This is a genomic window from Pseudomonas sp. GM25, from assembly GCF_000282255.1.
Taxonomy (GTDB): Bacteria; Pseudomonadota; Gammaproteobacteria; order Pseudomonadales; family Pseudomonadaceae; genus Aquipseudomonas; species Aquipseudomonas aphyarum.
In genome coordinates this window covers 33,717-57,872 of record NZ_AKJQ01000077.1, presented here as the reverse complement: position 1 = coordinate 57,872, position 24,156 = coordinate 33,717, and the positions used below count along the sequence as shown (strand labels likewise).

20 protein-coding genes are annotated in these 24,156 nt (G+C 60.9%); 17 read left to right on the top strand and 3 right to left on the bottom strand.

The features are described from left to right. The first annotated feature begins 53 nt into the window (after positions 1-53). The 12 genes from PMI24_RS29175 to PMI24_RS26580 all read left to right on the top strand — a co-directional run bounded on the left by PMI24_RS29175 (position 54) and on the right by PMI24_RS26580 (position 17,794). Entirely contained in the window at positions 54-230 is a 177-nt protein-coding gene (locus PMI24_RS29175; RefSeq protein ID WP_003176118.1) for a hypothetical protein, read from the top strand. Beyond that, positions 214-3,168, top strand: coding sequence for a sensor histidine kinase (locus PMI24_RS26630; RefSeq protein WP_007959612.1), 2,955 nt, complete (start codon positions 214-216; stop codon positions 3,166-3,168). The genes PMI24_RS29175 and PMI24_RS26630 overlap by 17 nt, the downstream gene beginning before the upstream one ends. A 22-nt stretch (positions 3,169-3,190) precedes the next feature. Beyond that, positions 3,191-4,627 (top strand): sigma-54-dependent transcriptional regulator, encoded by a 1,437-nt coding sequence (locus PMI24_RS26625; protein WP_007959611.1) that lies wholly within the window; start codon positions 3,191-3,193, stop codon positions 4,625-4,627. Positions 4,628-5,362: 735 nt separating this feature from the next. Continuing rightward, positions 5,363-6,763 carry a polynucleotide adenylyltransferase PcnB gene (locus tag PMI24_RS26620; RefSeq protein WP_007959609.1) on the top strand — a complete coding sequence of 467 codons (1,401 nt, stop codon included), beginning with the start codon at positions 5,363-5,365 and terminating at the stop codon, positions 6,761-6,763. A gap of 3 nt (positions 6,764-6,766) precedes the next feature. Continuing rightward, entirely contained in the window at positions 6,767-7,252 is a 486-nt protein-coding gene (gene folK, locus PMI24_RS26615) for a 2-amino-4-hydroxy-6-hydroxymethyldihydropteridine diphosphokinase (RefSeq protein ID WP_007959607.1), read from the top strand. A gap of 320 nt (positions 7,253-7,572) precedes the next feature. Then, a complete protein-coding gene (gene panB / locus PMI24_RS26610) occupies positions 7,573-8,373 on the top strand; it encodes a 3-methyl-2-oxobutanoate hydroxymethyltransferase (protein ID WP_007959605.1) in 801 nt (266 codons plus the stop codon). Next, positions 8,370-9,230, top strand: a complete 861-nt coding sequence (gene panC, locus PMI24_RS26605) for a pantoate--beta-alanine ligase (protein ID WP_007959604.1) — start codon at positions 8,370-8,372, stop codon at positions 9,228-9,230. Before panB ends, panC begins: the two co-directional genes overlap by 4 nt. 349 nt (positions 9,231-9,579) lie before the next feature. Continuing rightward, positions 9,580-11,244, top strand: coding sequence for a glucose-6-phosphate isomerase (pgi, locus tag PMI24_RS26600; RefSeq protein WP_007959603.1), 1,665 nt, complete (start codon positions 9,580-9,582; stop codon positions 11,242-11,244). A gap of 114 nt (positions 11,245-11,358) precedes the next feature. After that, positions 11,359-13,296, top strand: a complete 1,938-nt coding sequence (acs, locus tag PMI24_RS26595) for an acetate--CoA ligase (protein WP_007959602.1) — start codon at positions 11,359-11,361, stop codon at positions 13,294-13,296. Between the two features lie 100 nt (positions 13,297-13,396). Further along, positions 13,397-14,413, top strand: coding sequence for a class I SAM-dependent rRNA methyltransferase (locus PMI24_RS26590; protein WP_007959601.1), 1,017 nt, complete (start codon positions 13,397-13,399; stop codon positions 14,411-14,413). Positions 14,414-14,546: 133 nt separating this feature from the next. Further along, entirely contained in the window at positions 14,547-17,498 is a 2,952-nt protein-coding gene (locus PMI24_RS26585; protein ID WP_007959600.1) for a DUF748 domain-containing protein, read from the top strand. Continuing rightward, positions 17,498-17,794, top strand: coding sequence for a DUF2845 domain-containing protein (locus PMI24_RS26580; RefSeq protein WP_007959599.1), 297 nt, complete (start codon positions 17,498-17,500; stop codon positions 17,792-17,794). The genes PMI24_RS26585 and PMI24_RS26580 overlap by 1 nt, the downstream gene beginning before the upstream one ends. A gap of 166 nt (positions 17,795-17,960) precedes the next feature. On the opposite strand, the gene PMI24_RS26575 is transcribed toward PMI24_RS26580, so the two are convergent. Both PMI24_RS26575 and PMI24_RS26570 read right to left on the bottom strand, forming a co-directional pair. After that, positions 17,961-18,317: a BON domain-containing protein gene (locus PMI24_RS26575; protein WP_007959598.1), complete on the bottom strand. Its 357-nt coding sequence runs from the start codon at positions 18,315-18,317 to the stop codon at positions 17,961-17,963. 297 nt (positions 18,318-18,614) lie between these two features. Then, positions 18,615-19,037 carry a pilin gene (locus PMI24_RS26570; protein WP_007959597.1) on the bottom strand — a complete coding sequence of 141 codons (423 nt, stop codon included), beginning with the start codon at positions 19,035-19,037 and terminating at the stop codon, positions 18,615-18,617. Positions 19,038-19,263: 226 nt separating this feature from the next. Between PMI24_RS26570 and pilB the strand changes: the two genes are divergently transcribed. Genes pilB through yacG form a run of 5 tightly spaced genes read left to right on the top strand, consistent with a single transcriptional unit; the run spans position 19,264 to position 23,875 of the window. Beyond that, positions 19,264-20,964, top strand: a complete 1,701-nt coding sequence (gene pilB / locus PMI24_RS26565) for a type IV-A pilus assembly ATPase PilB (RefSeq protein WP_007959589.1) — start codon at positions 19,264-19,266, stop codon at positions 20,962-20,964. 2 nt (positions 20,965-20,966) lie between these two features. Continuing rightward, complete coding sequence (locus tag PMI24_RS26560) at positions 20,967-22,184, top strand: type II secretion system F family protein (RefSeq protein ID WP_007959588.1); 1,218 nt, start codon at positions 20,967-20,969, stop codon at positions 22,182-22,184. A gap of 1 nt (position 22,185) precedes the next feature. After that, positions 22,186-23,058 (top strand): prepilin peptidase, encoded by an 873-nt coding sequence (locus PMI24_RS26555; RefSeq protein WP_007959587.1) that lies wholly within the window; start codon positions 22,186-22,188, stop codon positions 23,056-23,058. After that, entirely contained in the window at positions 23,055-23,678 is a 624-nt protein-coding gene (gene coaE / locus PMI24_RS26550) for a dephospho-CoA kinase (protein ID WP_007959586.1), read from the top strand. Before PMI24_RS26555 ends, coaE begins: the two co-directional genes overlap by 4 nt. Further along, a complete protein-coding gene (gene yacG, locus PMI24_RS26545; protein ID WP_007959585.1) occupies positions 23,675-23,875 on the top strand; it encodes a DNA gyrase inhibitor YacG in 201 nt (66 codons plus the stop codon). The genes coaE and yacG overlap by 4 nt, the downstream gene beginning before the upstream one ends. Before the next feature lie 6 nt (positions 23,876-23,881). Here the strand turns inward: yacG and PMI24_RS26540 are convergent, their stop codons facing one another. Then, positions 23,882-24,097 (bottom strand): hypothetical protein, encoded by a 216-nt coding sequence (locus PMI24_RS26540; RefSeq protein ID WP_007959584.1) that lies wholly within the window; start codon positions 24,095-24,097, stop codon positions 23,882-23,884. Between the last annotated feature and the right edge of the window lie 59 nt (positions 24,098-24,156).

The window sequence follows — 24,156 nt, the reverse complement described above, 5'->3', positions numbered from 1 at the left end:
CCGTTACCATCGCCGCACGTTTTCGGGCACGCGCATAAAAAAGAGAGGCCGGGATGTACATCTATCGCTTGGTCCTGCTTTTGGTCGTGGGGATCTACCTGTTTTCTCCCGCCATCATGGATTGGTGGATCGACGCTACGGGCGCCTGGTATCGCCCTTATCTGCTCTGGCTGATCCTGATTGTCGTGACCTTCATCCTGCAGAGCCAAAAAGATGCCGATGAGCTTTAGCCTGACCCAGATGCTGCTGATCAGCGCCGCCTACCTGGCCGCGTTGTTCGGCGTGGCCTGGATCAGTGAACGGGGCATGATCCCGCGGGCGATCATTCGCCATCCGCTGACCTACACCCTGTCGCTGGGGGTCTACGCCAGTGCGTGGGCGTTCTATGGCACGGTCGGTCTGGCCTATCAGTACGGCTACGGTTTTCTGTCCAGTTATCTCGGGGTCTCCGGCGCATTTCTACTGGCGCCGGTGCTGCTGTATCCGATTCTGAAGATAACCCGCACTTATCAATTGTCGTCGCTGGCGGACCTGTTCGCCTTCCGCTTTCGCAGCACCTGGGCCGGCGCGCTGACCACGATTTTCATGCTGATCGGCGTATTGCCGCTGCTGGCGTTGCAGATCCAGGCGGTGGCCGATTCCATTGGCATCCTCACCGGCGAACCGGTGCAGAATCGCGTGGCCCTGGCGTTCTGTGCGCTGATCATCCTGTTCACGATCTTCTTCGGTTCCCGTCATATCGCCACCCGTGAAAAGCACGAAGGGCTGGTGTTCGCGATTGCCTTCGAATCGGTGATCAAACTGGCCGCCCTCGGCGGTGTCGGCCTCTACGCGCTGTACGGCGTCTTCGACGGCCCGCAGCAACTTGAACTGTGGCTGCTGCAGAACCAGACCGCCCTCGCCGCCCTGCACACGCCATTGCAGGAAGGCCCGTGGCGCACGTTGCTGCTGGTGTTCTTCGCGTCGGCGATCGTGATGCCGCACATGTATCACATGACCTTCACCGAAAACCTCAACCCGCGCTCGCTGGTCAGCGCGAGCTGGGGCCTGCCGCTGTTCCTGCTGTTAATGAGCCTGGCCGTGCCGCTGATTCTCTGGGCCGGCCTGAAACTCGGCGCAACCACCAATCCGGAATACTTCACCCTCGGCATCGGCATCGCCGCCAACAGCAAGTCGCTGGCGCTGCTGGCGTATGTCGGCGGACTGTCGGCAGCCAGCGGCCTGATCATCGTCACCACACTGGCGCTGTCGGGCATGGCCCTGAACCATCTGGTGCTGCCGCTCTATCAGCCACCGGCCGAAGGCAATATCTATCGCTGGCTGAAATGGACCCGTCGGGCACTGATCGTCGCGATCATCATGGCCGGCTTCTGCTTCTACCTGATGCTCGGCGCCGAGCAGGATCTGGCCAACCTCGGCATCGTTGCCTTCGTTGCGACCCTGCAATTCCTGCCGGGTGTGCTCTCGGTACTGTACTGGCCGACCGCCAATCGCCGCGGCTTTATCGCCGGTCTGCTGGCGGGGATTGTGGTGTGGGTCGTGACCATGCTGTTGCCGCTGGTCGGCAATCTGCAGGGTTTCTATATTCCGCTGTTGAACATGATCTACGTGCTGGACGACACCAGTTGGCACATGGCGGCCATCGCCTCGCTGGCGGCCAACGTCCTGATGTTCACGCTGATTTCGCTGTTCACCAATGCCAGCCCGGAAGAGGCCAGCGCCGCCGAAGCCTGCGCTGTGGATAACGTACGTCGCCCGCAGCGCCGCGAATTGCACGCCGCCTCCCCGCAGGAATTCGCCACACAACTGGCCAAGCCGCTGGGCGCCAAGGCTGCGCAGAAAGAGGTCGAACAAGCCCTGCGCGACCTTTATCTGCCATTCGACGAGCGCCGACCTTATGCCTTGCGCCGCCTGCGCGACCGGATCGAAGCCAACTTGTCCGGCCTGATGGGCCCGAGCGTCGCCCAGGACATGGTGGAAACCTTCCTGCCGTACAAGGCCGGCGGTGAAAACTACGTCACCGAAGACATCCATTTCATCGAAAGCCGCCTCGAGGATTACCACTCGCGTCTTACCGGGCTGGCCGCCGAACTCGACGCCTTGCGCCGCTACCACCGCCAGACCTTGCAGGAACTGCCGATGGGCGTCTGCTCGCTGGCCAAGGATCAGGAGATCCTGATGTGGAACAAGGCCATGGAAGAACTGACCGGGATTGCCGCGCAACGGGTGGTCGGCTCACGCCTGAGCACCATCGCCAATCCGTGGAAAGATCTGCTGCAAGGCTTCATCCACCTGCCCGACGAACACTTGCACAAACAGCATCTGGCCCTCGACGGCCAGACCCGCTGGCTGAACCTGCACAAAGCGGCCATCGACGAGCCGCTGGCACCGGGCAACAGCGGCCTGGTGCTGCTGGTGGAAGACCTGACCGAAACCCAAATGCTCGAAGACAAGTTGGTGCACTCCGAGCGTCTGGCCAGCATCGGTCGACTCGCGGCGGGTGTTGCTCACGAAATCGGCAACCCGATCACCGGCATCGCCTGCCTTGCGCAGAACCTGCGGGAAGAGCGCGAAGAAGATGGTGAGCTGACAGAAATCAGCGGCCAGATCCTCGAGCAGACCAAACGCGTGTCACGCATCGTCCAGTCGTTGATGAGCTTCGCCCACGCCGGCAGCCATCAGCACAGCGACGAGCCCGTCTGTCTGGCGGAAGTGGCCCAGGACGCCATCGGCCTGCTGGCTCTGAACCGACGCAATTTCGAAGTCCAGTTTTACAACCTGTGCGATCCCGATCACTGGGTCGAAGGCGACCCGCAGCGGCTCGCCCAGGTTTTGATCAATCTGCTCTCCAACGCCCGTGACGCCTCGCCTGCCGGCAGTGCGGTGCGGGTCAAGAGCGAAGCCGGCGAACACACGGTCGATCTGATCGTCGAAGACGAAGGCAGCGGTATTCCGTCGAGCATCATGGACCGATTGTTCGAACCCTTCTTCACCACCAAGGATCCTGGCGAAGGCACCGGTCTGGGCCTTGCACTGGTCTATTCCATCGTTGAAGAGCATTATGGACAAATCACCATCGACAGCCCGGCTGATGTTCAGAGCCAGCGCGGCACCCGTATCCGGGTGACATTGCCGCGCCATGTCGAAGCGACGTCCGCTGTGAACTGAGACCGTCGAGAGTATCGAATCAATGCCGCACATTTTGATCGTCGAAGACGAAACCATTATCCGCTCCGCCTTGCGCCGCCTGCTGGAACGCAACCAGTACCAGGTCAGCGAAGCCGGTTCAGTGCAGGAAGCACAAGAACGCTTCAGTATTCCCACATTCGATCTGATCGTCAGCGACCTGCGACTGCCGGGCGCTCCGGGTACCGAGCTGATCAAGCTCGGCCAGGGCACGCCGGTGCTGATCATGACCAGCTACGCCAGCCTCCGCTCGGCGGTCGACTCAATGAAGATGGGCGCGGTGGATTACATCGCCAAGCCTTTCGACCACGATGAGATGCTTCAGGCTGTCGCGCGGATCCTGCGTGATCGCCAGTCGGCGCCTGCCGCCGGCGAAGCGACTCCCGCCAAATCGGCCAATGGCAGCGGCAAATCCGCCATCGACAACAGCAATGGCGAAATCGGCATCATCGGCTCGTGTCCGCCGATGCAGGACCTTTACGGCAAGATCCGTAAAGTCGCGCCGACCGACTCCAATGTGCTGATCCAGGGCGAATCCGGTACCGGTAAGGAGCTGGTGGCCCGCGCCCTGCACAACCTGTCGAAACGCGCCAAGGCGCCGATGATCTCGGTGAACTGCGCAGCCATTCCGGAAAGCCTGATCGAGTCCGAACTGTTCGGTCACGAGAAAGGTGCGTTCACCGGTGCCAGCGCCGGTCGCGCCGGTCTGGTGGAAGCGGCGGACGGCGGCACGCTGTTCCTCGACGAGATCGGTGAATTGCCACTGGAAGCCCAGGCTCGTTTGCTGCGCGTATTGCAGGAAGGCGAAATTCGCCGGGTGGGCTCGGTCCAGTCGCAGAAGGTCGATGTCCGGTTGATCGCCGCGACCCACCGGGACCTCAAGAGCCTGGCGAAAATCGGCCAGTTCCGTGAAGACTTGTACTACCGCCTCCATGTGATCGCGTTGAAACTGCCGGCCCTGCGCGAGCGTGGCGCCGACGTCAACGAAATCGCCAATGCGTTCCTTGCTCGTCAGAGCGCCCGCATCAACCGCACCGACCTGAAATTTGCCGCCGATGCCGAACAGGCGATCCGGCACTATTCCTGGCCGGGTAACGTGCGGGAGCTGGAAAACGCCGTCGAGCGCGCCGTGATTCTGAGCGAAAGCCCGGAAATTTCTGCCGACCTGCTGGGCATCGACATCGAGCTGGGCGACCTGGAGGACGACGAATTCATCGGCCTGCCGGCGCAAACGGCCGGTAACGCCAGCAACAGCAGCCACGAGCCGACCGAAGACCTGTCACTGGAAGACTACTTCCAGCATTTCGTACTCGAGCATCAGGACCACATGACCGAGACCGAACTGGCGCGCAAACTGGGCGTCAGCCGCAAATGCCTGTGGGAGCGTCGTCAGCGTCTGGGCATTCCACGGCGCAAGACCGGGGTCGCCAGCGAGAGCTGAACGTTACCTGTCGAGTGGGCGGGTAACGGTTGAGGATGTGAAAAAACTGTTACCTCAGTCTTTTCACGTAACAGAAGCCGGGGTTATCGGTAACGAAACCCCGGCTTTTTTTCGCCTTGCGAAAACGGTTATATCGACCTAACCCCTTGTTTTATTGGGGTTCGCAAAAGTTGGCACGGCACCTGCTATATGTTTGGTACAAGAACAATAACAAGCAATGCACAAGACAATAAAAATAAGACGAATCGACTCACGCACAATAAAAACAAGACGGCGAGAGGCGCAGCTAACTGATTCTTTTGGAGAGGCGTTGTATTTGGGGCTAGCCCCACGACCAGGCCGAGAACAACAAAAACTGTCTTAAGACAGAGCCTGTACTGGTTGGATCGCAAGATCACTGCAACACAGCGACCAAAGCAATCCGTTTGCTCTTGGCTCCCGATTGGGAGGGCCATGAAGGAAAAGCTTCATGGCGAGGGCACTCAACAAAAACAAGAAGCCCGAATCAATAATAAAAAGAGCACGCAACTACTTCTTGGGGAGCTTCGGCTCCCCTTGTAGTTTCTCCTTTACGGCAAATCCCCCCCTTCTGACGCATCTTCACCCCCTCTAGCCTGCGGCTTGCAGCGCAAAACGGCAGCGTCCTACACCATCCCTCGACTAAATGCTAGAATCCCGGCCCATCATGCGGTCATTCTCTGGTATGGCCGAACATTCCTTCAAACAGTGCATCCCATGCTGAAGAAGCTGTTCCAGTCATTCCGAACTCCCCTGCGTCGTACGCAACACATCCGTAGCACGCCTGAAGTCCTCAACAGCGGCCAACATTCGCTGCAGAAGGCGCAATTCAGCCGTTACGCGGTCAACATCGTCGAACGTCTGCAGGGCGCCGGCTACCAGGCCTACCTGGTTGGCGGTTGCGTGCGAGACATGCTGCTGGGCATCACGCCCAAAGACTTCGACGTCGCCACCAGCGCCACCCCCGAGCAGGTTCGCGCCGAATTCCGCAATGCGCGGATCATCGGCCGCCGCTTCAAGCTGGTACATATCCATTTCGGTCGCGAAATCATTGAAGTCGCGACCTTCCGCGCCAATCACCCGCAAAACGAAGACGACGAAGACAGCAACCAGTCTTCGCGCAACGAGAGCGGGCGCATTCTGCGCGACAACGTCTACGGCACCCTGGAAGAAGACGCGCAACGCCGCGACTTCACCATCAACGCCCTGTATTACGATCCGGTCAGCGAGCGCATCCTCGACTACGCCAACGGCGTGCACGACATCCGCAATCACCTGATCCGCCTGATCGGCGACCCGAAGCAACGTTACCAGGAAGACCCGGTGCGGATGCTGCGGGCCGTGCGTTTCGCCGCCAAGCTCAATTTCGGTATCGAGAAGCACACCGTCCAGCCGATTCGTGAACTGGCGCCGATGCTGCGCGAGATTCCGTCGGCCCGTCTGTTCGAGGAAGTGCTCAAGCTGTTCCTCTCCGGCCACGGTGCCATCACCTTCGAAATGCTGGTCGACCTGCAACTGTTCGCGCCGCTGTTCCCGGCCAGTGCCGATGCGCTGGAACACAACCCGGAATACACCCACACGCTGATCAGCGAAGCACTTACCAACACCGACCTGCGGATCAAGCAGAACAAACCGGTAACCCCGGCGTTCCTGTTCGCCGCGCTGCTGTGGCCTGCCCTGCCGGCCCGCGTGTTGCGTCTGCAAGAGCGCGGCATGCCGCCGATTCCGGCCATGCAGGAAGGCGCTCACGAACTGATCGCCGAACAGTGCCAGCGCATCGCGATTCCAAAACGTTTCACCATGCCGATCCGCGAGATCTGGGACATGCAGGAACGCCTGCCACGCCGCAGCGGCAAACGCGCCGATCTGCTGCTGGACAATCCGCGCTTCCGCGCCGGCTACGATTTCCTGCTGCTGCGTGAGAGCGCCGGTGAGCAGACCGATGGCCTCGGCGAATGGTGGACCGATTATCAGGACGCCAACGACAGCGAACGTCGCGACATGATCCGTGACCTCAGCGGTAAGGGTGATGACGCCAGTGGCGCACCGCGCAAGCGTCGCCGCAGCAGCGGTTCCAAACGCAAACGCGCTGGCGCACCGAGCGCCACGGGCGAATAAGGCATGGAACGCATCTACATCGGCATGGGCAGCAACCTGGCTGACCCGGCCGAACAACTGCGCAGCGCGGTCGACGCGCTGGGGCAATTGCCCGACACCGAACTGGTCGGTGTGTCTGCCTTCTACCAAAGCGACTCGCTACTGCCGGGCCAACCGCGTTACACCAACGCGGTCGCCGCACTCGATAGCGCGCTTGCCCCGCTGGATCTGCTCGATGCCTTGCAGGCGATCGAAAACGGTCAGGGCCGCGAACGCCTGGAGCGCTGGGGCCCACGCACGCTGGATCTGGACATTCTGCTGTTCGGTGATCGCCTGATCGACGAGCAGCGCCTGAAAGTCCCGCATTACCACATGCAGGAACGCGCGTTCGTTCTCTATCCCCTGGCCGAACTGGCGCCCGAAGATCTGCGTCTGGCCGATGGCCGCACCCTTGCCGATCTTCTCGCAGCCTGCCCGTTCGTCGGCCTCGAACGCCTCTCTAACGCCTGACACACACCGCTGATGCGGGAGCCAACCGGCTCCCGCATTTTGCTTTCTTGTAGGACAAAAAACCCGCCGATCAGGCCCGCCGGCCCGCTGAATCGCATCAGTAACGCCGGTAACACTCCCCTCGTAACAATGCGGTAACACATGCAATTGACTTCCTGAGGCCTCATCACGACTATAGGCGTCCCGCTGCCGCCAACCCGGCATACAAGGGCGCAATCCAGGCCTTATAAGCACGACAAAAGAGCGTGCGCCTGAGTAGATGACGAATCACGCGCGTTACTCGCAGTAGTTTCCAAAGCGCCTGAACGAGGATTTCTTACATGCCAGCCATCACCCTGACCACGCTCCAGAGCCTCAAGCAGAAAGGTGAAAAGATCACCATGCTGACCTGCTATGACGCGACCTTCGCCCACGCCTGCAACGAGGCCGGTGTCGAAGTGCTGCTGGTGGGCGACTCCCTCGGCATGGTCCTGCAGGGTCACGACAGCACCCTGCCGGTGACCACCGCAGAAATGGCCTACCACGTTGCCAGCGTCAAACGCGGCAACTCTGATGCCCTGATCCTGGCCGACCTGCCGTTCATGGCCAACGCCACCCTCGAGCAAACCATGACCAACAGCGCCCAGCTGATGCAGGCCGGCGCACACATGGTCAAGGTCGAAGGCGCCTTGTGGCTGGCGGACTCGATCCGCCTGCTGGCCGAACGCGGTGTGCCGGTCTGCGCCCACATGGGCCTGACCCCGCAAGCCGTGAACATTCTCGGTGGCTATAAAGTGCAAGGCCGCAACGAGAACCAGGCACGCCAGATGCGCGCCGACGCGATCTCGCTGGAGCAGGCCGGTGCAGCCATGCTGCTGCTCGAATGCGTGCCGAGCGAACTGGCGGCTGAAATCAGCCAGGCCGTGAAAATCCCGGTGATCGGCATTGGCGCCGGCAGCGACACCGACGGTCAGGTGCTGGTACTGCACGACATGCTCGGCCTGTCGATCAGCGGACGTGTGCCGAAATTCGTGAAGAACTTCATGCAGGGTCAGGACAGCATCCAGTCCGCGCTGAAGGCTTACGTCAGTGAAGTCAAAGCCACCACTTTCCCCGGGATCGAACACGGATTCTCTGCATGAACACCGTCAAAACCGTACGTGAACTGCGCGCCGCCGTGGCGCGCGCCCGCAGTGAAGGCAAGCGCATCGGCTTCGTGCCGACCATGGGCAACCTGCACAGCGGCCACATTGCCCTGATCACCAAGGCCACCCAGCGTGTGGACTTCGTGGTCGCGAGCATTTTCGTCAACCCGCTGCAGTTCGGCGCCGGCGAAGACCTCGACAAGTACCCGCGCACCCTGGCGGCGGATCAGGAAAAACTGCTGGAAGCCGGATGCGATCTGCTGTTCGCCCCGACCGTCGAGGAAATGTACCCCGACGGCATGGCCGGACAGACCCGGGTCAGCGTGCCGCAACTCTCCGAAGGCCTGTGCGGCGCCAGCCGTCCGGGGCACTTCGAAGGCGTGGCGACGGTGGTCAGCAAGCTGTTCAACATGGTCCAGCCGGACCTGGCGATCTTCGGCCAGAAAGACTTCCAGCAACTGGCGGTGATCCGCGCGCTGGTGCACGACCTGAACATGCCGATCCAGATCATTGGCGAGCCGACCGTACGCGCCGCCGACGGTCTGGCGCTGTCGTCGCGCAACGGATTCCTCAGTGAAGAACAGCGCGCCGTGGCGCCGGTGGTCTATCGCACCCTGAGCAGCATTGCCGAGTCGATCAAGCAAGGCGAGCGCGACTTCCCTGCCCTGATCCAGGCGCAACGCCAGCAACTGGAAGCCGCCGGCCTGCGTCCGGACTACCTGGAAATCCGCCACGCCCTGACCCTGCGTCCGGCAACGGCGGAGGATCGCGATCTGGTGATTCTGGTCGCGGCCTTCCTCGGCACCACCCGGTTGATCGACAACCTGCATCTGAATCTCGATACCCCCGCCTGAACACCGGCAAACGCTGTGGGAGCAACCCCGCTCCCACAGCGTCTGCACGCACTTCCAGACCGTATTGCTGAGCACCTGCCCATCGGGCAAACTTCCTGCCGTTCGACGCCACGCGATAAGCAGGGACTTGCTCGCATTACTCGCCGTCTGTCGGCCCCGTCTGTTATCAATGTTAAAAAAGTACCGAAAACAGGTCAGACAAAGCCAAGACAGATCGCGGCGCTGGGTTTACTGTATTCGCCCTGCGCCAAAGTAATCGTGTCGACGCAGTTGCCCCCTCGCCCAAACATGGCGGGGAGGTCTTTTCAGAGTTCAAAAGGCCGTTCAAGTAAAAAGGAAAACCGCAGCGATGGCGTACTACCGCACTCCTCATGACGTTACCGCTCTGCCTGCCTGGCAAGCGTTGAAAGATCACCGCCAAGCCATGCAGGATTTCAGCATGCGCGAAGCCTTCAACGCCGATCCGCAGCGCTTCAATCAGTTCACTCTCAGCAGCTGCGGACTGTTTCTCGACTATTCGAAGAATCTGATCAACGCCGAGACCCGCAACCTGCTGGTGGGTCTGGCCAACGAAGTCGATCTCAAGGGCGCGATCAAGGCGCTGTTCGACGGTGAAATCGTCAACTCCTCCGAAGGCCGCCCGGCGCTGCACACCGCCCTGCGTCGCCCGGTCGGCGACAAGCTGTCGGTCAACGGCGTCAACGTGATGCCTGAAGTACACAAGGTGCTGAACCAGATCACCGATCTCGTGGGCCGCATCCACGACGGTCTGTGGCGTGGTTACACCGAGAAGCCGATCACCGACGTTGTGAACATCGGCATCGGTGGCTCGTTCCTCGGCCCCGAGCTGGTTTCCGAAGCCCTGCTGTCCTACGCCCAGAAAGGCGTGCGTTGCCATTACCTGGCGAACATCGACGGCAGCGAATTCCACGAGCTGACGCAAAAACTGCGCGCCGAGACCACGCTGTTCATCGTTTCCTCGAAGTCGTTCAACACCCTCGAAACCCTGAAAAACGCTCAGGCCGCACGCGCCTGGTACCTGGCTCAGGGTGGTTCGGAAGCCGAGCTGTATCGCCACTTCATCGCCGTATCGAGCAACAACGCGGCAGCCGTGGCCTTCGGTATCCGCGAAGAGAACATCTTCCCGATGTGGGACTGGGTCGGCGGTCGTTACTCGCTGTGGTCGGCCATCGGCCTGCCAATCGCGCTGGCCATCGGCATGTCCAACTTCAAGGAACTGCTGTCCGGTGCCTACACCATGGACCAGCATTTCCAGAGCGCGCCGTTCGAACAGAACATGCCGGTGCTGCTGGCCCTGCTCGGCGTGTGGTACGGCAACTTCTGGGGCGCGCAAAGCCACGCGATCCTGCCGTACGACCACTACCTGCGTAACATCACCAAGCACTTGCAACAGCTGGACATGGAATCCAACGGCAAGAGCGTACGTCAGGACGGCACCCCGGTGTCGACCGACACTGGCCCGGTGATCTGGGGCGGCGTCGGCTGCAACGGTCAGCACGCTTATCACCAGTTGCTGCACCAAGGCACCCAACTGATCCCGGCCGACTTCATCGTGCCGATCGTCAGCTTCAACCCGGTCTCCGACCACCACCAGTGGCTGTACGCCAACTGCCTGTCGCAGAGCCAGGCGCTGATGCTCGGCAAGACCCTGCCGGAAGCCGAAGCGGAACTGCGCGACAAAGGCATGAGCGAAGACCAGGTGCAGAAACTCGCACCGCACAAGGTGATCCCGGGCAACCGTCCGAGCAACACCCTGGTGGTCGAGCGCATCAGCCCGCGTCGTCTCGGCGCACTGGTGGCGATGTACGAACACAAAGTCTTCGTGCAAAGCGTGGTCTGGGGCATCAACGCCTTCGACCAGTGGGGCGTGGAACTGGGCAAGGAACTGGGCAAAGGCGTGTACAACCGTCTGGTCGGCAGCGAAGAAACCGCCGCTGAAGACCCGTCCACCCAAGGCCTGATCAACTACTTCCGCGGCCGTCACCGCGGCTGATCCTGCCCTGAACACACCCCCTCGCCATGAGGGGGTGTTTGTTTACAGGTATTGAACCCTCTCGGCTCTCGGCGCATCTTTATCCTTGTCGCACAACAAGAATAAGGAACCGTCATGTTCGATATCAGCACGTTCCCCAAAGCCGATGCCGTCCGCCGGGCTGCACAGTTGAGTCAGGACGACTACCAGCGCCTGTACCGCGAATCCATTGAACACCCCAGCACCTTCTGGGCCGAACAGGCCACCCGCTTCCTCGACTGGAGCACGCCGTGGCAGACCGTCCAGCGCTATGACCTGAAGACCGGCGACGCCGCCTGGTTTGCCGGTGGCAAGCTGAACGTCAGCTACAACTGCATCGACCGCCATCTGGAAACGCACGGCGATCAGACCGCCATCCTCTGGGAAGGCGACGACCCGGCCGAGTCGACGCAAATCACCTACAGCAAACTCCATCACCACGTCTGCCGCCTGGCCAACGTGCTGAAAAGCCGTGGCGTGAAAAAAGGCGACCGGGTGTGCATTTACATGCCGATGATCCCCGAAGCCGCCTACGCCATGCTCGCCTGCGCACGGATCGGCGCGATTCACTCGGTAGTGTTTGGCGGTTTCTCCCCGGACTCATTGCGCGACCGCATTCTCGACGCCGACTGCCGCACCGTGATCACCGCCGACGAGGGCGTGCGCGGTGGCAAATTCGTGCCGCTGAAACAGAACGTCGACAAGGCTTTGCAGAGTTGCCCGAATGTCAGCACCGTCGTGGTGGTCGAGCGTACCCAGAACAAAGTCGACTGGGTCGAAGGCCGCGACCTCTGGTATCACCAGGCCGTGCGCGACGTCAGCGACGATTGCCCGCCGGAACCGATGGACGCCGAAGACCCGCTGTTCATCCTCTACACCTCCGGCAGCACCGGCAAACCCAAGGGCGTGTTGCACACCACCGGCGGTTACCTGCTGCAGGCGGCGATGACCTTCAAGTACGTCCTCGACTACCGCGACGGCGAAGTGTTCTGGTGCACCGCCGACGTCGGCTGGGTTACCGGCCACAGCTATATCGTCTACGGCCCGCTGGCCAACGGCGCCACCACCCTGATTTTCGAAGGCGTGCCGAGCTACCCGAGCACTTCGCGTTTCTGGCAGGTGATCGACAAACACAAGGTCAACATTTTCTACACCGCCCCCACTGCCCTGCGCGCGTTGATGCGTGAAGGCGCCGGGCCCTTGCAGGAAACTTCGCGACAAAGCCTCAGATTGCTCGGCAGTGTCGGTGAGCCGATCAACCCGGAAGCGTGGGAATGGTATTTCAACGTGGTCGGCGAACAACGCTGCCCGATAGTCGATACGTGGTGGCAGACCGAAACCGGCGGCATCATGCTCAGCCCGCTGGTCAGCGCCCAACGGATCAAACCGGGTTGCGCCACCCGGCCGATGTTCGGCGTGCAACCGGTGCTGCTCGATGAGCACGGCAAGGAAATCAAGGGCGCCGGCAGCGGCGTGCTCGCGATCAAGTCGAGCTGGCCGGCACAGATCCGCAGCGTCTACGGCGATCCGCAGCGCATGGTCGACACCTACTTCAAGCCCTATCCCGGTTACTACTTCACCGGCGACGGCGCCCGCCGCGACGAGGACGGCGATTACTGGATCACCGGGCGCATCGACGACGTGATCAATGTCTCCGGCCATCGCATCGGTACCGCCGAAGTGGAGAGCGCGCTGGTGCTGCACGACAGCATCGCTGAGGCCGCCGTTGTCGGTTATCCCCACGATGTCAAAGGCCAGGGGATTTATGCGTTCGTCACACCGATGAATGGCACCGAACCCAACGATGAACTGAAGAAAGAACTGCTGGCCCACGTCAGCAAGGAAATCGGCAGCTTCGCCAAACCGGACCTGATTCAGTGGGCCTCGGCCCTGCCGAAAACCCGCTCGGGCAAGATCATGCGGCGGATCCTGCGCAAGATCGCCTGCAACGAACTCGACAGTCTTGGCGACACCTCGACGCTGGCGGATCCGAGCGTGGTGCAGGGCTTGATAGACAAACGCCTGAACCAGTAAGCGCAGTTGCAAGCGGCGAGCCTCAAGCTTGAAGCTCGCCGCTTGCAGCCGAGTTGCTGCTAAACTCCCGCGCCCCGATTCCCTCCAGCAAGGCGCCCGCATGTCTTCCTTGAACCTGGCGCTGCGCGCCGCCCTCGATCAACGCCAGGAACTGCTCGCCGAGCTGCACCGCCAAGGCACCGACTGCTACCGGCTGTTCCACGGCAGCCAGGAAGGCGCCGGCGGCCTGACCATCGACCGCTACGGCCCGCAACTGATGGTGCAAAGTTTCCACCAGACCCTGGCGCGCGAAGACCTGCTGCAACTGCACGCCATGGTCAACCAGACCCTGGGCCTTGAAACCCTGCTGGTCTACAACGACCGCTCCCGTGGCAACTCGCGGATCGATCGTGAAGACAGCGTCTACCGCGCCGACGACGCGGCGCTGGCCGATCTGGTCGGCCACGAATGGGGCCTGAATTATCGTGTGCGCGGACGCCACGCCGGGCAGGATCCGCTGCTGTTCCTCGACCTGCGCAACACCCGCGGCTGGGTCAAGGATCACGCCAAGGGCAAAAGCGTGCTCAACCTGTTTGCCTACACCTGCGGCGTCGGTCTGAGCGCAGCGGCCGGCGGGGCGCGCGAAGTGTGCAACCTGGATTTCGCCGAGGGCAATCTGGCAGTGGGGCGCGAGAACGGTCAGCTCAACCCGCAACTGCCGACCATGGAATTCATCCAGTCCGACTACTTCCCGGCGATCCGCCAACTGGCCGGCCTGCCGATCAGCCAGCGTCGCGGGCAGAAACTGCCAAGCTATCAACGCCTCGAACAGCGCCAGTACGATCTGGTGCTGCTAGACCCGCCCGCATGGGCCAAGAGCGCGTTCGGCACCGTCGACCTGCTGCGCGATTATCAAAGTCTGCTCAAGCCGGCCTTGCTGACCACCGCCGAGAATGGCGTGCTGATCTGCTGCAACAATCTGGCGAAAGTCAGCATGGATGACTGGCGCGAACAGGTGCTGCGCTGCGCCGAAAAAGCCGGGCGGCCGGTGCGTGAATGGAGCGTGATGACGCCAGGTGCCGACTTCCCTTCGCGGGATCAACAACCGCCGTTGAAGACACTGATTCTGCAGCTCTGATCTTTACCTCTGCAGGAGCAGCCTTCGGAAGCTCCTACAGAAATTGCAGACAAATCTGAACAATCCTGTCTCGCGCGATGTACTTCGGAACCGGAATCGCGTGCCATACTCCAAGGCACTCCGATTCAGACAGATGAAGCCGCACATGCCCAAAGGATTGATTCGCGCGATTGGCGCCCTGTTGACTGCCCTGGCCCTCTACAGCCTGCTGGGGTTCCTGATTTTGCCGGGCATTGCGCTCAGGGTGGTAAATCAGCAACTGGCCAACTACGCCACGGTGCCGGCGCATCTGCAGCGCATCGAACTCAACCCGTTCAGCCTTGAACTCACGCTGTGGGGTCTGGTGATCGGCGAGCCGGGCAAAGAACAGGTCGGCTTCGAACGGTTGTACGCCAACCTGCAACTCGACAGCCTGTGGACCAAAGCCCTGCATCTGTCCGATATCGAACTGGAAAAATCCAAAACCGAGATCCTGTTTGCCAAGGACGGTCAGCTCAATCTTCTCGGTCTGTTCAAGCTCCCGGCCAGCGAGCCCACCCCGGCCGATCCCGACGCCAAACCCTTTCCACTGCGCATCGACCGGATCCAGCTGGCCGGCGGCAACCTGCACTTCGTGGATGCGCGCCCCAGCGAGCCGATCGAATTCGTTTACGACAAGCTCGATTTCGAGCTGAAAAACCTCAGCACCCTGCCTGAAGACAACGCCGACATGACCCTCGTCGCGATCGGCCCGGCCGGTGGGCAGATCGACTGGAAAGGCAATTTCAGCCTGGTTCCGATCGCCTCCGAAGGCACCCTCAAGATCACCGACGGCAAGATGAAAGCCTTCTGGCCTTACGTGCGCGACGCTGTGCCACTGGTGCTGGAAGAAGGTGTCGTCAGCCTGAGCACCGACTACAAGCTCAACCTGTCCAAGGAAACCGAACTGCTGCTGAGCAACGTGGCGGTCAACATCGCGCCGTTCGCGATCAAGGCGCCGGACGGACGTCAACTGGCGAAACTCGAGCGTCTCGACGTCAGCGACACCACCGTGGACCTGGCCAAACAGCAAGTGGTGGTCGGCAAGATCCGCAGCCAGAAACTGGAAACCTGGGCTGCGCTTGAAGCGGATGGACAACTGGACTGGCAGAAACTGTTTGCCAGCCAACCGTCCAAACCTGCCGCCAAAGCGGCGGCGGAACCGAAAAGCACCCCGGCCGCCGCCGACTCGCCGAAACCCGAGCCGACCGCGCCGAGCAAGCCATGGCAGGTGCTGCTCAAGGACGTGCAACTGCGTGACTACAAAGTGCATCTGGCCGACCGCTCGGCGAAGCCCGAAGTCACCCTGGATGTCACCCCGCTGAACGTCGATCTGCAGAATTTCGACAGCCTCAACGGCTCGCCTTTCAACCTCAAACTCGACACTGGCCTTGGCAAGCAAGGGAAAATCAGCGCCGACGGTGTGGTCAATCTGGCCCCGGTCACCGCGCAGCTCAACGTGAAAACCCAGGACATCGACCTGCGGGTCGCGCAGTCCTACATTAACCCGTTCATTCGCCTCGAACTGCGCAGCGGCATGCTCGGCAGCGACCTGAAAGTGAACCTGAAAAGCACTGACCCGCTGGCCCTCAGCGTCACCGGTCGCGCTCAGGTCGATCAACTGCACACCCTCGACACCCTGAAAACCCGCGATTTCCTCAAGTGGCAGCAAGTGGTGGTCGAAGGCCTGAACTATCAGCACGGCGACAGCCTGTCGATCGACAAGGTCAACCTGTTCCAGCCGTATGCGCGGTTCATGATCAACGATGACCGCACCACCAACATCGACGACCTTCTGATCCCGCAACCGGCGGATTCCGGGGCAAAGACCGCCGCGGCGAAACCGGCGAGCAATGACAAACCTCTGGGCATTCACATTGGTGGCATCGCGATCAATGACGGCTCGGCCAACTTCGCCGACTTCAGCCTGACCCCGAACTTTGCCACCGCGATCCAGCAGCTCAACGGCCAGATCGGCACCATCGACAGCCGTCAGGCGAAGCCCGCCAGCGTCGACGTCAAAGGCAAGGTCGACCGCTATGCGCCGGTGACCATCAAGGGCGCGGTCAACCCGTTCGATCCGATGGCCAGCCTCGACATCGCCACCAGTTTCAAACGGGTCGAACTGACCACCCTGACCCCCTACTCCGGCAAGTTCGCCGGCTACCGGATCCGCAAGGGCCGGCTCAACCTCGACCTGCATTACCTGATCACCAAAGGCCAGCTCAAGGCGGAGAACAAGGTGGTGGTCGAGCAGCTGCAACTGGGTGAGAAAGTCGACAGCCCGGATGCCGTGAGCCTGCCGCTGAAACTGGCGATCGCCCTGCTCAAGGACGTCGACGGCAAGATCTCCATCGAGCTGCCGGTCACCGGCGACCTGAACAACCCGCAGTTCAGCGTGATGCCGATTGTCTGGCAGACCCTGCGCAACCTGATCGTCAAGGCCGCCGCCGCACCGTTCAAGCTGATTGGCGGGCTGGTCAGCGGTGGTGGCTCGGAAGACCTCGGCACCGTGTCCTTCGCACCGGGTTCCAGCGATCTGAGCAAAGATGCCGAAGCGGCGCTGGTGAAACTGTCGCAAGCGCTGAAGGAGCGGCCGGCCCTGCGCCTGGAAATCGAAGGCACCGCGGCAAAAAGCAGTGACGGTCCGTTGCTCGCCGAACAGCGCCTGGAACGTGAATACCAGTACAACTACTACAAGATGCTCCAGCGCCGGGGCGACAAGGTGCCGGCTCAGGCTTCGCTGATCCAGGTACCGGATAACGAAAAAGGCCCGCTGCTTGAGGGCATTTATCGCACCCGTCTGAAAACCCAGCCCCCGGCCGAATGGAAGGATCTGGGCAAGGAAGAACGCACCGCGAAAATGCGCGCCGATGTGATCAAGTTCTGGAGCTCCAGCGACGTGCTGCTGCGCCAGCTCGGTCAGGACCGGGCCAGCAGCATCAAGGATTACCTGGTGGACAAGGGCCAGCTGGCCGACGATCGCGTGTACTTCATCGACGCCAATCTCGGCGAAGCGGAAAGTGACGGCCGGGTGGTGACGCAAATGCATCTGGATGCCGAGTGATGAACTGCAAATGGCTGGCTGCACTGGGGCTGGCGTTGATCGCCAGCCAGGCTGCGGCGTCCGATACCCTGCGCTGCGGCAGCCAACTGGTGAGCCTCGGCGACCGCGCCAGCGAGGTGCTGCAAAAATGCGGTGAGCCGGTCAGTCGCGATCTGCTCGGTTACAAGCGCAGCGCCAACCGTCGCGAAGAGTTTCAGGTCGAAGAGTGGACCTACGGCCCGAGCAACGGCATGTATCAATACCTGCGCTTTGAAGGCAATCGCCTGAAACAGATCAACAGCAAGCGCGGCAACTGACCTCCGTACTTTTCCTGCCCCTGAAATAGAACAGGCCCCGACACATGTGCCGGGGCCTGTAATGGCCACAATCCTTGTGGCCGGTCGCATGAACTCTAAAGTGCGGCAGACGTATTGCTCGGCCCGCCTGTCGCGTCTTCTCCCGGTTCAGGCGAGAAGTCTTGCCTTACTCGGCTTTCAGGCCGTCAGCGGAGACCGCTTTCACGCCTTTGATTTTCTTGGTGATGTTCACTGCGGTGGTTTTCTGGGCTTCGGTGATGGCGACCTCAGAGGACAGCGAAACCACACCTTTGTTGGTTTCGACTTTGATGTCGGTACCAGGAATGCCTTTTTCGGTTACCAGGTCGCTTTTGACTTTGGTAGTGATCCAGGTATCGGAAGTAGCTTCTTTAGCCTTGGTGACTTCACCGGCAGCCAGGGTCATTGGCGCCTGAGTGGCCTGAGTCGATTGAGCAAATGCACCGGAAGCCATGGTCAGGGTCAGCGCGGTAGCAGCAGCGGCAGTGATAGCGAACTTCTTCATACGAGTAACTCCTGTTTTTCTGGAAAGTCTGCTGGTTGTCTTGTCAGCAGGGTTACTGGAGATATTGCGAACGCTGTGCCAACTTTTAAAATCTTAATAAATCCTTATAAATCAATAACTTAAAAACTATGAATATTTTCGGAATCATGCAAATTGCATGACCGGTGAAATATCTACATGCAAGTTGCGGCTTTTCGGAAAGTTCCTAACACGCTGAAATTATTGAAGCTTTTGCCAGGTAGTCGACATAACGAAAATGCCCCGCAGTGCGGGGCATCATTCGGACTTCCAAGCGGATCAGGTACCGCTTGCTGCACAGCCTTTAGGGGAGTAGTCCGGCGCAACGGTCGTTGCACACGACCAGCCGTTGGCAGCAGTACGCGTGAGCGTGATGGTTTTGCCCACCACGGGTGCTGGCGCATTGGCCAGCGTACAAACGATGCTGCCCGCTCCATCAGCAGCGGTGCCCGAGGCGGTCAGCGCACAGTTCGAGGTGGTAGTGCCCGCATCGCCTTTAACGGCAGCCAGTGTGGGGTTCGTTCCTTGATTGATGATGTCTTCGAACGGCACTTTCATCGCCGAGATCTCGGCCAGCCCCGCCGTCACCTTCGACCGCGCCTGGTATTTGGAGTACTGCGGCAGCGCCACAGTCGCGAGAATACCGATGATCGCCACAACGATCAGCAGCTCGATCAGAGTGAAACCTTGTTGTTTCTTCATAGACACGCTCCATGCATGAGTCGGAATCTCATGATCTGAACAGGACTCAGCACAGCCCGTGCCAAGCGCTCGCAGCCCGGGCCTGCTGGGTATGAACCGGACGTCGTGCCGATTCCTACAACCCGTAACCGCACTATCTGACACTTTTTGTCACCTGCACCCCGCGTGTTTGGCGCTGTCACTTGACTAGGCTATAAGTCATGAACGGCAAGCATGTGGAAACCCCATGAATGACATCGCTTTGAGCGGTCTGGCCAAACAACTGGTCCAGGCTGAATTGCTCACGGAAAAGAGTGCCCAGCAAGCCTGGCAACAGGCGCAGCGCAATCGCCTGTCGCTGGTCAGTTACCTGGTGCAGAACAAACTGGTGAAGAGCTGGCAGGTCGCCGAAATAGCCTCGGAGCATTTCGGCATGGCATTTCTCGACCTCAACTGTCTCGACAAGGAAACCCAGCCCAAGGGCCTGGTCAGTGAAAAACTGGTGCGCCAGCACCACGCCCTGCCCCTCTGGCGGCGCGGCAACAAACTGTTCGTGGGGATTTCCGACCCGAGCAATCATCAGGCGATCAATGACATTCAGTTCAGCACCGGGCTGAGCACCGAAGCCATTCTGGTCGAGGACGACAAGCTCACCGACGCCATTGAAAAATTCTTCGACACCCACGCCACCGGTCTGGAGGAAATGGCCGATGTCGACCTCGACGGGCTGGACATCGAGTCGGTCGACGACAGCAAGCAGGACACGCTCGGCGGAATCGACGCCGACGATGCCCCGGTGGTGCGCTTCGTACACAAGATGCTGCTGGACGCGATCAAGAGCGGCTCGTCCGACCTGCATTTCGAACCTTACGAAAAGAACTACCGGGTGCGGGTGCGCACCGACGGCATTCTGCGGGAAGTGGCCAAGCCGCCGATTCAGCTCGCCGGGCGCATTGCCGCGCGCCTGAAGGTCATGGCCAGCCTCGACATTTCGGAGCGGCGCAAACCTCAGGACGGGCGGATCAAGATGCGCCTGTCGAAGAGCAAATCGATCGATTTCCGGGTCAACACCCTGCCCACGCTCTGGGGCGAGAAAGTGGTGATGCGGATCCTCGACCCGTCCAGCGCCCAGATCGGCATCGATGCCCTCGGCTACGAGCCGGAGCAGAAAGACCTGTACATGGCCGCCCTTAAGCAGCCGCAAGGCATGATTCTGGTGACCGGCCCCACCGGCTCGGGCAAGACCGTGTCGCTGTACACCGGGCTGAACATCCTCAATACCGTCGACATCAACATTTCTACCGCCGAAGACCCGGTGGAGATCAACATGGAAGGCATCAACCAGGTCAACGTCAATCCACGCCAAGGGTTGGACTTCGCCCAGGCCCTGCGCTCGTTCCTGCGTCAGGACCCGGACGTGATCATGGTCGGCGAGATCCGCGACCTCGAAACCGCCGAAATCGCGATCAAGGCCGCCCAGACCGGGCACCTCGTGTTGTCTACCCTGCACACCAACAGCGCAGCGGAAACGCTGACCCGCCTGCACAACATGGGCATTCCCGGTTTCAACATCGCGACCTCGGTGAGCCTGATCATTGCCCAGCGTCTGGCGCGAAAACTCTGCAGCCACTGCAAGAAACCCATCGAGATCCCCCGGGAGACCCTGATCAAGGAAGGTTTCCCCGAGGAACGCATCGGCCATTTCACGATCTATGAGCCCGCCGGTTGCGATCACTGCAACGGCGGGTACAAGGGTCGCGTGGGGATTTATGAAGTGGTGAAGAACACCCCCGAGCTGCAACGGCTGATCATGGCCGAGGGCAACTCACTGGAAATCGATACCCAGATGCGCCGGGACGGCTTCAACGACCTGCGCACCTCGGGCCTGATCAAGGCCATGCAAGGCATCACCAGCCTTGAAGAAATCAACCGGGTCACCAAGGACTGAACATGGCGGTCAAGGCAGCGAAAATCAGTGTCTACGCCTGGGAAGGCACGGACCGCAAAGGCAGCAAGGTGACCGGCGAGCTGAGCGGCCAGAACCCCGCACTGGTCAAGGCCCAATTGCGCAAGCAAGGCATCAACCCGGGCAAGGTACGCAAGAAATCCGCCTCGCTGCTGAGCTTCGGCAAGCGCATCAAGGCCCAGGACATTGCCCTGTTCACCCGGCAGATGGCGACCATGATGAAGGCTGGCGTGCCACTGTTGCAGTCATTCGACATCATTGGCGAAGGCTTCGAAAACCCGGCCATGCGAAAGCTGGTGGACGAGGTGAAACAGGAGGTCGCGGCCGGTAACAGTTTCGCGGCCGCGCTGCGCAAGAACCCGCAATATTTCGACGAGTTGTACTGCAACCTGGTGGATGCCGGCGAGCAGTCCGGCGCCCTCGACACCCTGCTGGAGCGGGTCGCGACCTACAAGGAAAAGAGCGAAAGCCTCAAGGCCAAGATCAAGAAGGCCATGACCTACCCGTCCGCCGTGGTGCTGGTGGCAGCGGTGGTTACCGGGATTCTGCTGGTCAAGGTGGTGCCGCAGTTTCAGTCGGTGTTCTCTGGCTTCGGTGCCGAACTGCCAGCCTTCACGTTGATGGTGATCAGCCTGTCCGAATTCATGCAGCAATGGTGGTGGGCGATTCTCGGTTTGCTGGTGGCCGGTTTTTTCGGCACCCGCCATGCCCTGAAAAAATCCCAGGCCCTGCGCGACCGGCGCGACGCCTGGTTTCTCAAGCTGCCGCTGGTGGGCACGCTGATGTACAAGTCCGCCGTGGCGCGGTTTGCCCGTACCCTGTCGACCACCTTCGCAGCCGGCGTGCCGCTGGTGGAAGCGCTGGACTCGGTGGCCGGGGCCACCGGCAACGTGGTGTTCAAGCGCGCCGTGCTGCGCATCCGCCAGGACGTTTCCACCGGCATGCAGCTGAATTTCTCGATGCGCTCCACCGGCATCTTTCCGAACATGGCGGTGCAGATGACCGCCATCGGCGAAGAGTCCGGCGCACTGGACGAGATGCTCGACAAGGTCGCGGGGTTCTATGAGGACGAAGTGGACAACATGGTCGACAACCTCACCAGCCTGATGGAGCCGTTCATCATGGTGGTGCTCGGGGTGATCGTCGGCGGTCTGGTGGTGGCGATGTACCTGCCGATCTTCCAACTCGGCTCAGCGATCTGACATGCCTATCGACGAACTCTTCAGTCTCTACCCACTGGCCTTTGTTTTCACCGCCCTGCTGCTCGGGCTGGTGGTCGGCAGTTTTCTCAACGTGTTGATCTGGCGCCTGCCGAAAATGCTCGAGCGTGAATGGCGCCAGCAGGCTCACGATGTGCTGGGGCTGCCTGGTGAAGCGCCGTTGCCCACCTACAACCTGATGCTGCCGCACTCGCAGTGCCCGCACTGTGGCCATCGGATCCGCGCGTGGGAAAACATCCCGGTGTTGAGTTACGTGTTCCTGCGCGGGCGTTGTTCAAGTTGCAGCACACCGATCAGCAAGCGTTACCCGCTGACCGAACTGGCCTGCGGCCTGCTCTCGGCATTCATCGCCTGGCACCTGGGGTTCGGCTGGCCGGCGTGCCTGCTGATCGTGCTGACCTGGGGCCTGTTGGCCATGAGCCTGATCGACACCGAGCATCAGTTGCTGCCCGATGTGCTGGTGCTGCCACTGCTCTGGCTGGGATTGATCGTCAACAGCTTCGAGCTGTTCGTGCCGCTGCACGATGCCCTGTGGGGCGCGGTGCTGGGTTACATGGCGCTGTGGTCGGTGTTCTGGCTGTTCAAACTGATCACCGGCAAGGACGGCATCGGTCACGGCGATTTCAAGTTGCTGGCGCTGCTCGGGGCCTGGGGCGGCTGGCAGATTCTGCCGCTGACTATCCTGCTGTCCTCGCTGGTGGGCGCCGTGCTCGGGGTGATTTTGCTCAAGCTGCGTGACCAGAAAACCTCGACGCCGATCCCCTTCGGCCCGTATCTGGCAATTGCCGGCTGGATTGCCTTGCTCTGGGGTGGTCAAATAACCGGCTTCTATTGGCAGTTTGTCGGTTTGAAATGAATACCCCTGTGGAAAAACCCTGGATTCTCGGCCTGACCGGCGGCATCGGCAGCGGCAAAAGCGCCGCCGCCCAGCACTTCATCGATCTTGGCATCCACGTGGTGGACGCCGATCACGCGGCGCGCTGGGTGGTCGAACCGGGCCGCCCGGCGCTGGCGAAGATCGCCGAACACTTCGGCCCCGATGTGTTGCAGGCCGACGGCACGCTGGATCGTGCGGCCCTGCGCAAACTGATCTTTGAGGTGCCAGAGCAACGGCGCTGGCTCGAAGCGCTGCTGCATCCGCTGATCGCCGAGGAAATCGCCCATCACCTGGCGCTGGCACAATCGCCTTACGCGATTCTGGTCTCGCCGCTGCTGATCGAATCCGGGCAATACGCGATGACCCAGCGAATCCTGGTGATCGACGCCCCGCAACAACTGCAGATCGAACGCACCTTGCAGCGTGACCAGACCAGCGAACAGCAAGTCCAGGCGATCCTCAAGGCCCAGTCCAGCCGCGAAGACCGCGTCAGCCGTGCCGACGACGTGGTGGTCAACGACCGCGACCTCGCCTGGCTGCACAGCGAGGTCGAGCGCCTGCATCACTTTTACCTGACTTTATCCGGAGGCCAGTCATGAGCCAGATCCCAACCGTAGAATGCCCAACCTGTGGCGCCCCCGTGGAATTCACCCCCGAGAACAAATTCCGGCCGTTCTGCTCGGACCGCTGCAAACTGATCGACCTCGGTGCCTGGGCGTCGGAAGAACACAAGATTCCGGTGGCCCCGGATGCCGAGGACGAACTGTTTTCCGGCGATTTCGACCCACGTCACTGATCCCGCTCAAGGCCGCATGAAGCCGTAGTCCTGATCGTCGTCGAGGTTTTCCGCCAGAAAACGCAACTCGTCGGCCAGGTCTTCGGCGTTGCGCACCGCCTTGCTCTGCTGCACCACAGCACTGAGCAAGGCGCGCAGGCTCAGGCCCGGATCGAACCCCACCTCCTGTGCCATCTCCAGACTCTGCCGGGTTTCCTGTCTCGCCCACTCATACACGCTCATGCCGCTGCTCCTGAAGGGATTTGGCCGAGCATGAAATGCCGCGCGCTGGGTGGATTTGA

Coding starts and splice junctions, on each gene's coding strand:
- PMI24_RS29175 (WP_003176118.1), top strand. CDS start 54: ATGTACATCTATCGCTTGGTCCTGCTTTTGGTCGTGGGGATCTACCTG.
- PMI24_RS26630 (WP_007959612.1), top strand. CDS start 214: ATGCCGATGAGCTTTAGCCTGACCCAGATGCTGCTGATCAGCGCCGCC.
- PMI24_RS26625 (WP_007959611.1), top strand. CDS start 3,191: ATGCCGCACATTTTGATCGTCGAAGACGAAACCATTATCCGCTCCGCC.
- PMI24_RS26620 (WP_007959609.1), top strand. CDS start 5,363: ATGCTGAAGAAGCTGTTCCAGTCATTCCGAACTCCCCTGCGTCGTACG.
- folK (WP_007959607.1), top strand. CDS start 6,767: ATGGAACGCATCTACATCGGCATGGGCAGCAACCTGGCTGACCCGGCC.
- panB (WP_007959605.1), top strand. CDS start 7,573: ATGCCAGCCATCACCCTGACCACGCTCCAGAGCCTCAAGCAGAAAGGT.
- panC (WP_007959604.1), top strand. CDS start 8,370: ATGAACACCGTCAAAACCGTACGTGAACTGCGCGCCGCCGTGGCGCGC.
- pgi (WP_007959603.1), top strand. CDS start 9,580: ATGGCGTACTACCGCACTCCTCATGACGTTACCGCTCTGCCTGCCTGG.
- acs (WP_007959602.1), top strand. CDS start 11,359: ATGTTCGATATCAGCACGTTCCCCAAAGCCGATGCCGTCCGCCGGGCT.
- PMI24_RS26590 (WP_007959601.1), top strand. CDS start 13,397: ATGTCTTCCTTGAACCTGGCGCTGCGCGCCGCCCTCGATCAACGCCAG.
- PMI24_RS26585 (WP_007959600.1), top strand. CDS start 14,547: ATGAAGCCGCACATGCCCAAAGGATTGATTCGCGCGATTGGCGCCCTG.
- PMI24_RS26580 (WP_007959599.1), top strand. CDS start 17,498: ATGAACTGCAAATGGCTGGCTGCACTGGGGCTGGCGTTGATCGCCAGC.
- PMI24_RS26575 (WP_007959598.1), bottom strand. CDS start 18,317: ATGAAGAAGTTCGCTATCACTGCCGCTGCTGCTACCGCGCTGACCCTG.
- PMI24_RS26570 (WP_007959597.1), bottom strand. CDS start 19,037: ATGAAGAAACAACAAGGTTTCACTCTGATCGAGCTGCTGATCGTTGTG.
- pilB (WP_007959589.1), top strand. CDS start 19,264: ATGAATGACATCGCTTTGAGCGGTCTGGCCAAACAACTGGTCCAGGCT.
- PMI24_RS26560 (WP_007959588.1), top strand. CDS start 20,967: ATGGCGGTCAAGGCAGCGAAAATCAGTGTCTACGCCTGGGAAGGCACG.
- PMI24_RS26555 (WP_007959587.1), top strand. CDS start 22,186: ATGCCTATCGACGAACTCTTCAGTCTCTACCCACTGGCCTTTGTTTTC.
- coaE (WP_007959586.1), top strand. CDS start 23,055: ATGAATACCCCTGTGGAAAAACCCTGGATTCTCGGCCTGACCGGCGGC.
- yacG (WP_007959585.1), top strand. CDS start 23,675: ATGAGCCAGATCCCAACCGTAGAATGCCCAACCTGTGGCGCCCCCGTG.
- PMI24_RS26540 (WP_007959584.1), bottom strand. CDS start 24,097: ATGAGCGTGTATGAGTGGGCGAGACAGGAAACCCGGCAGAGTCTGGAG.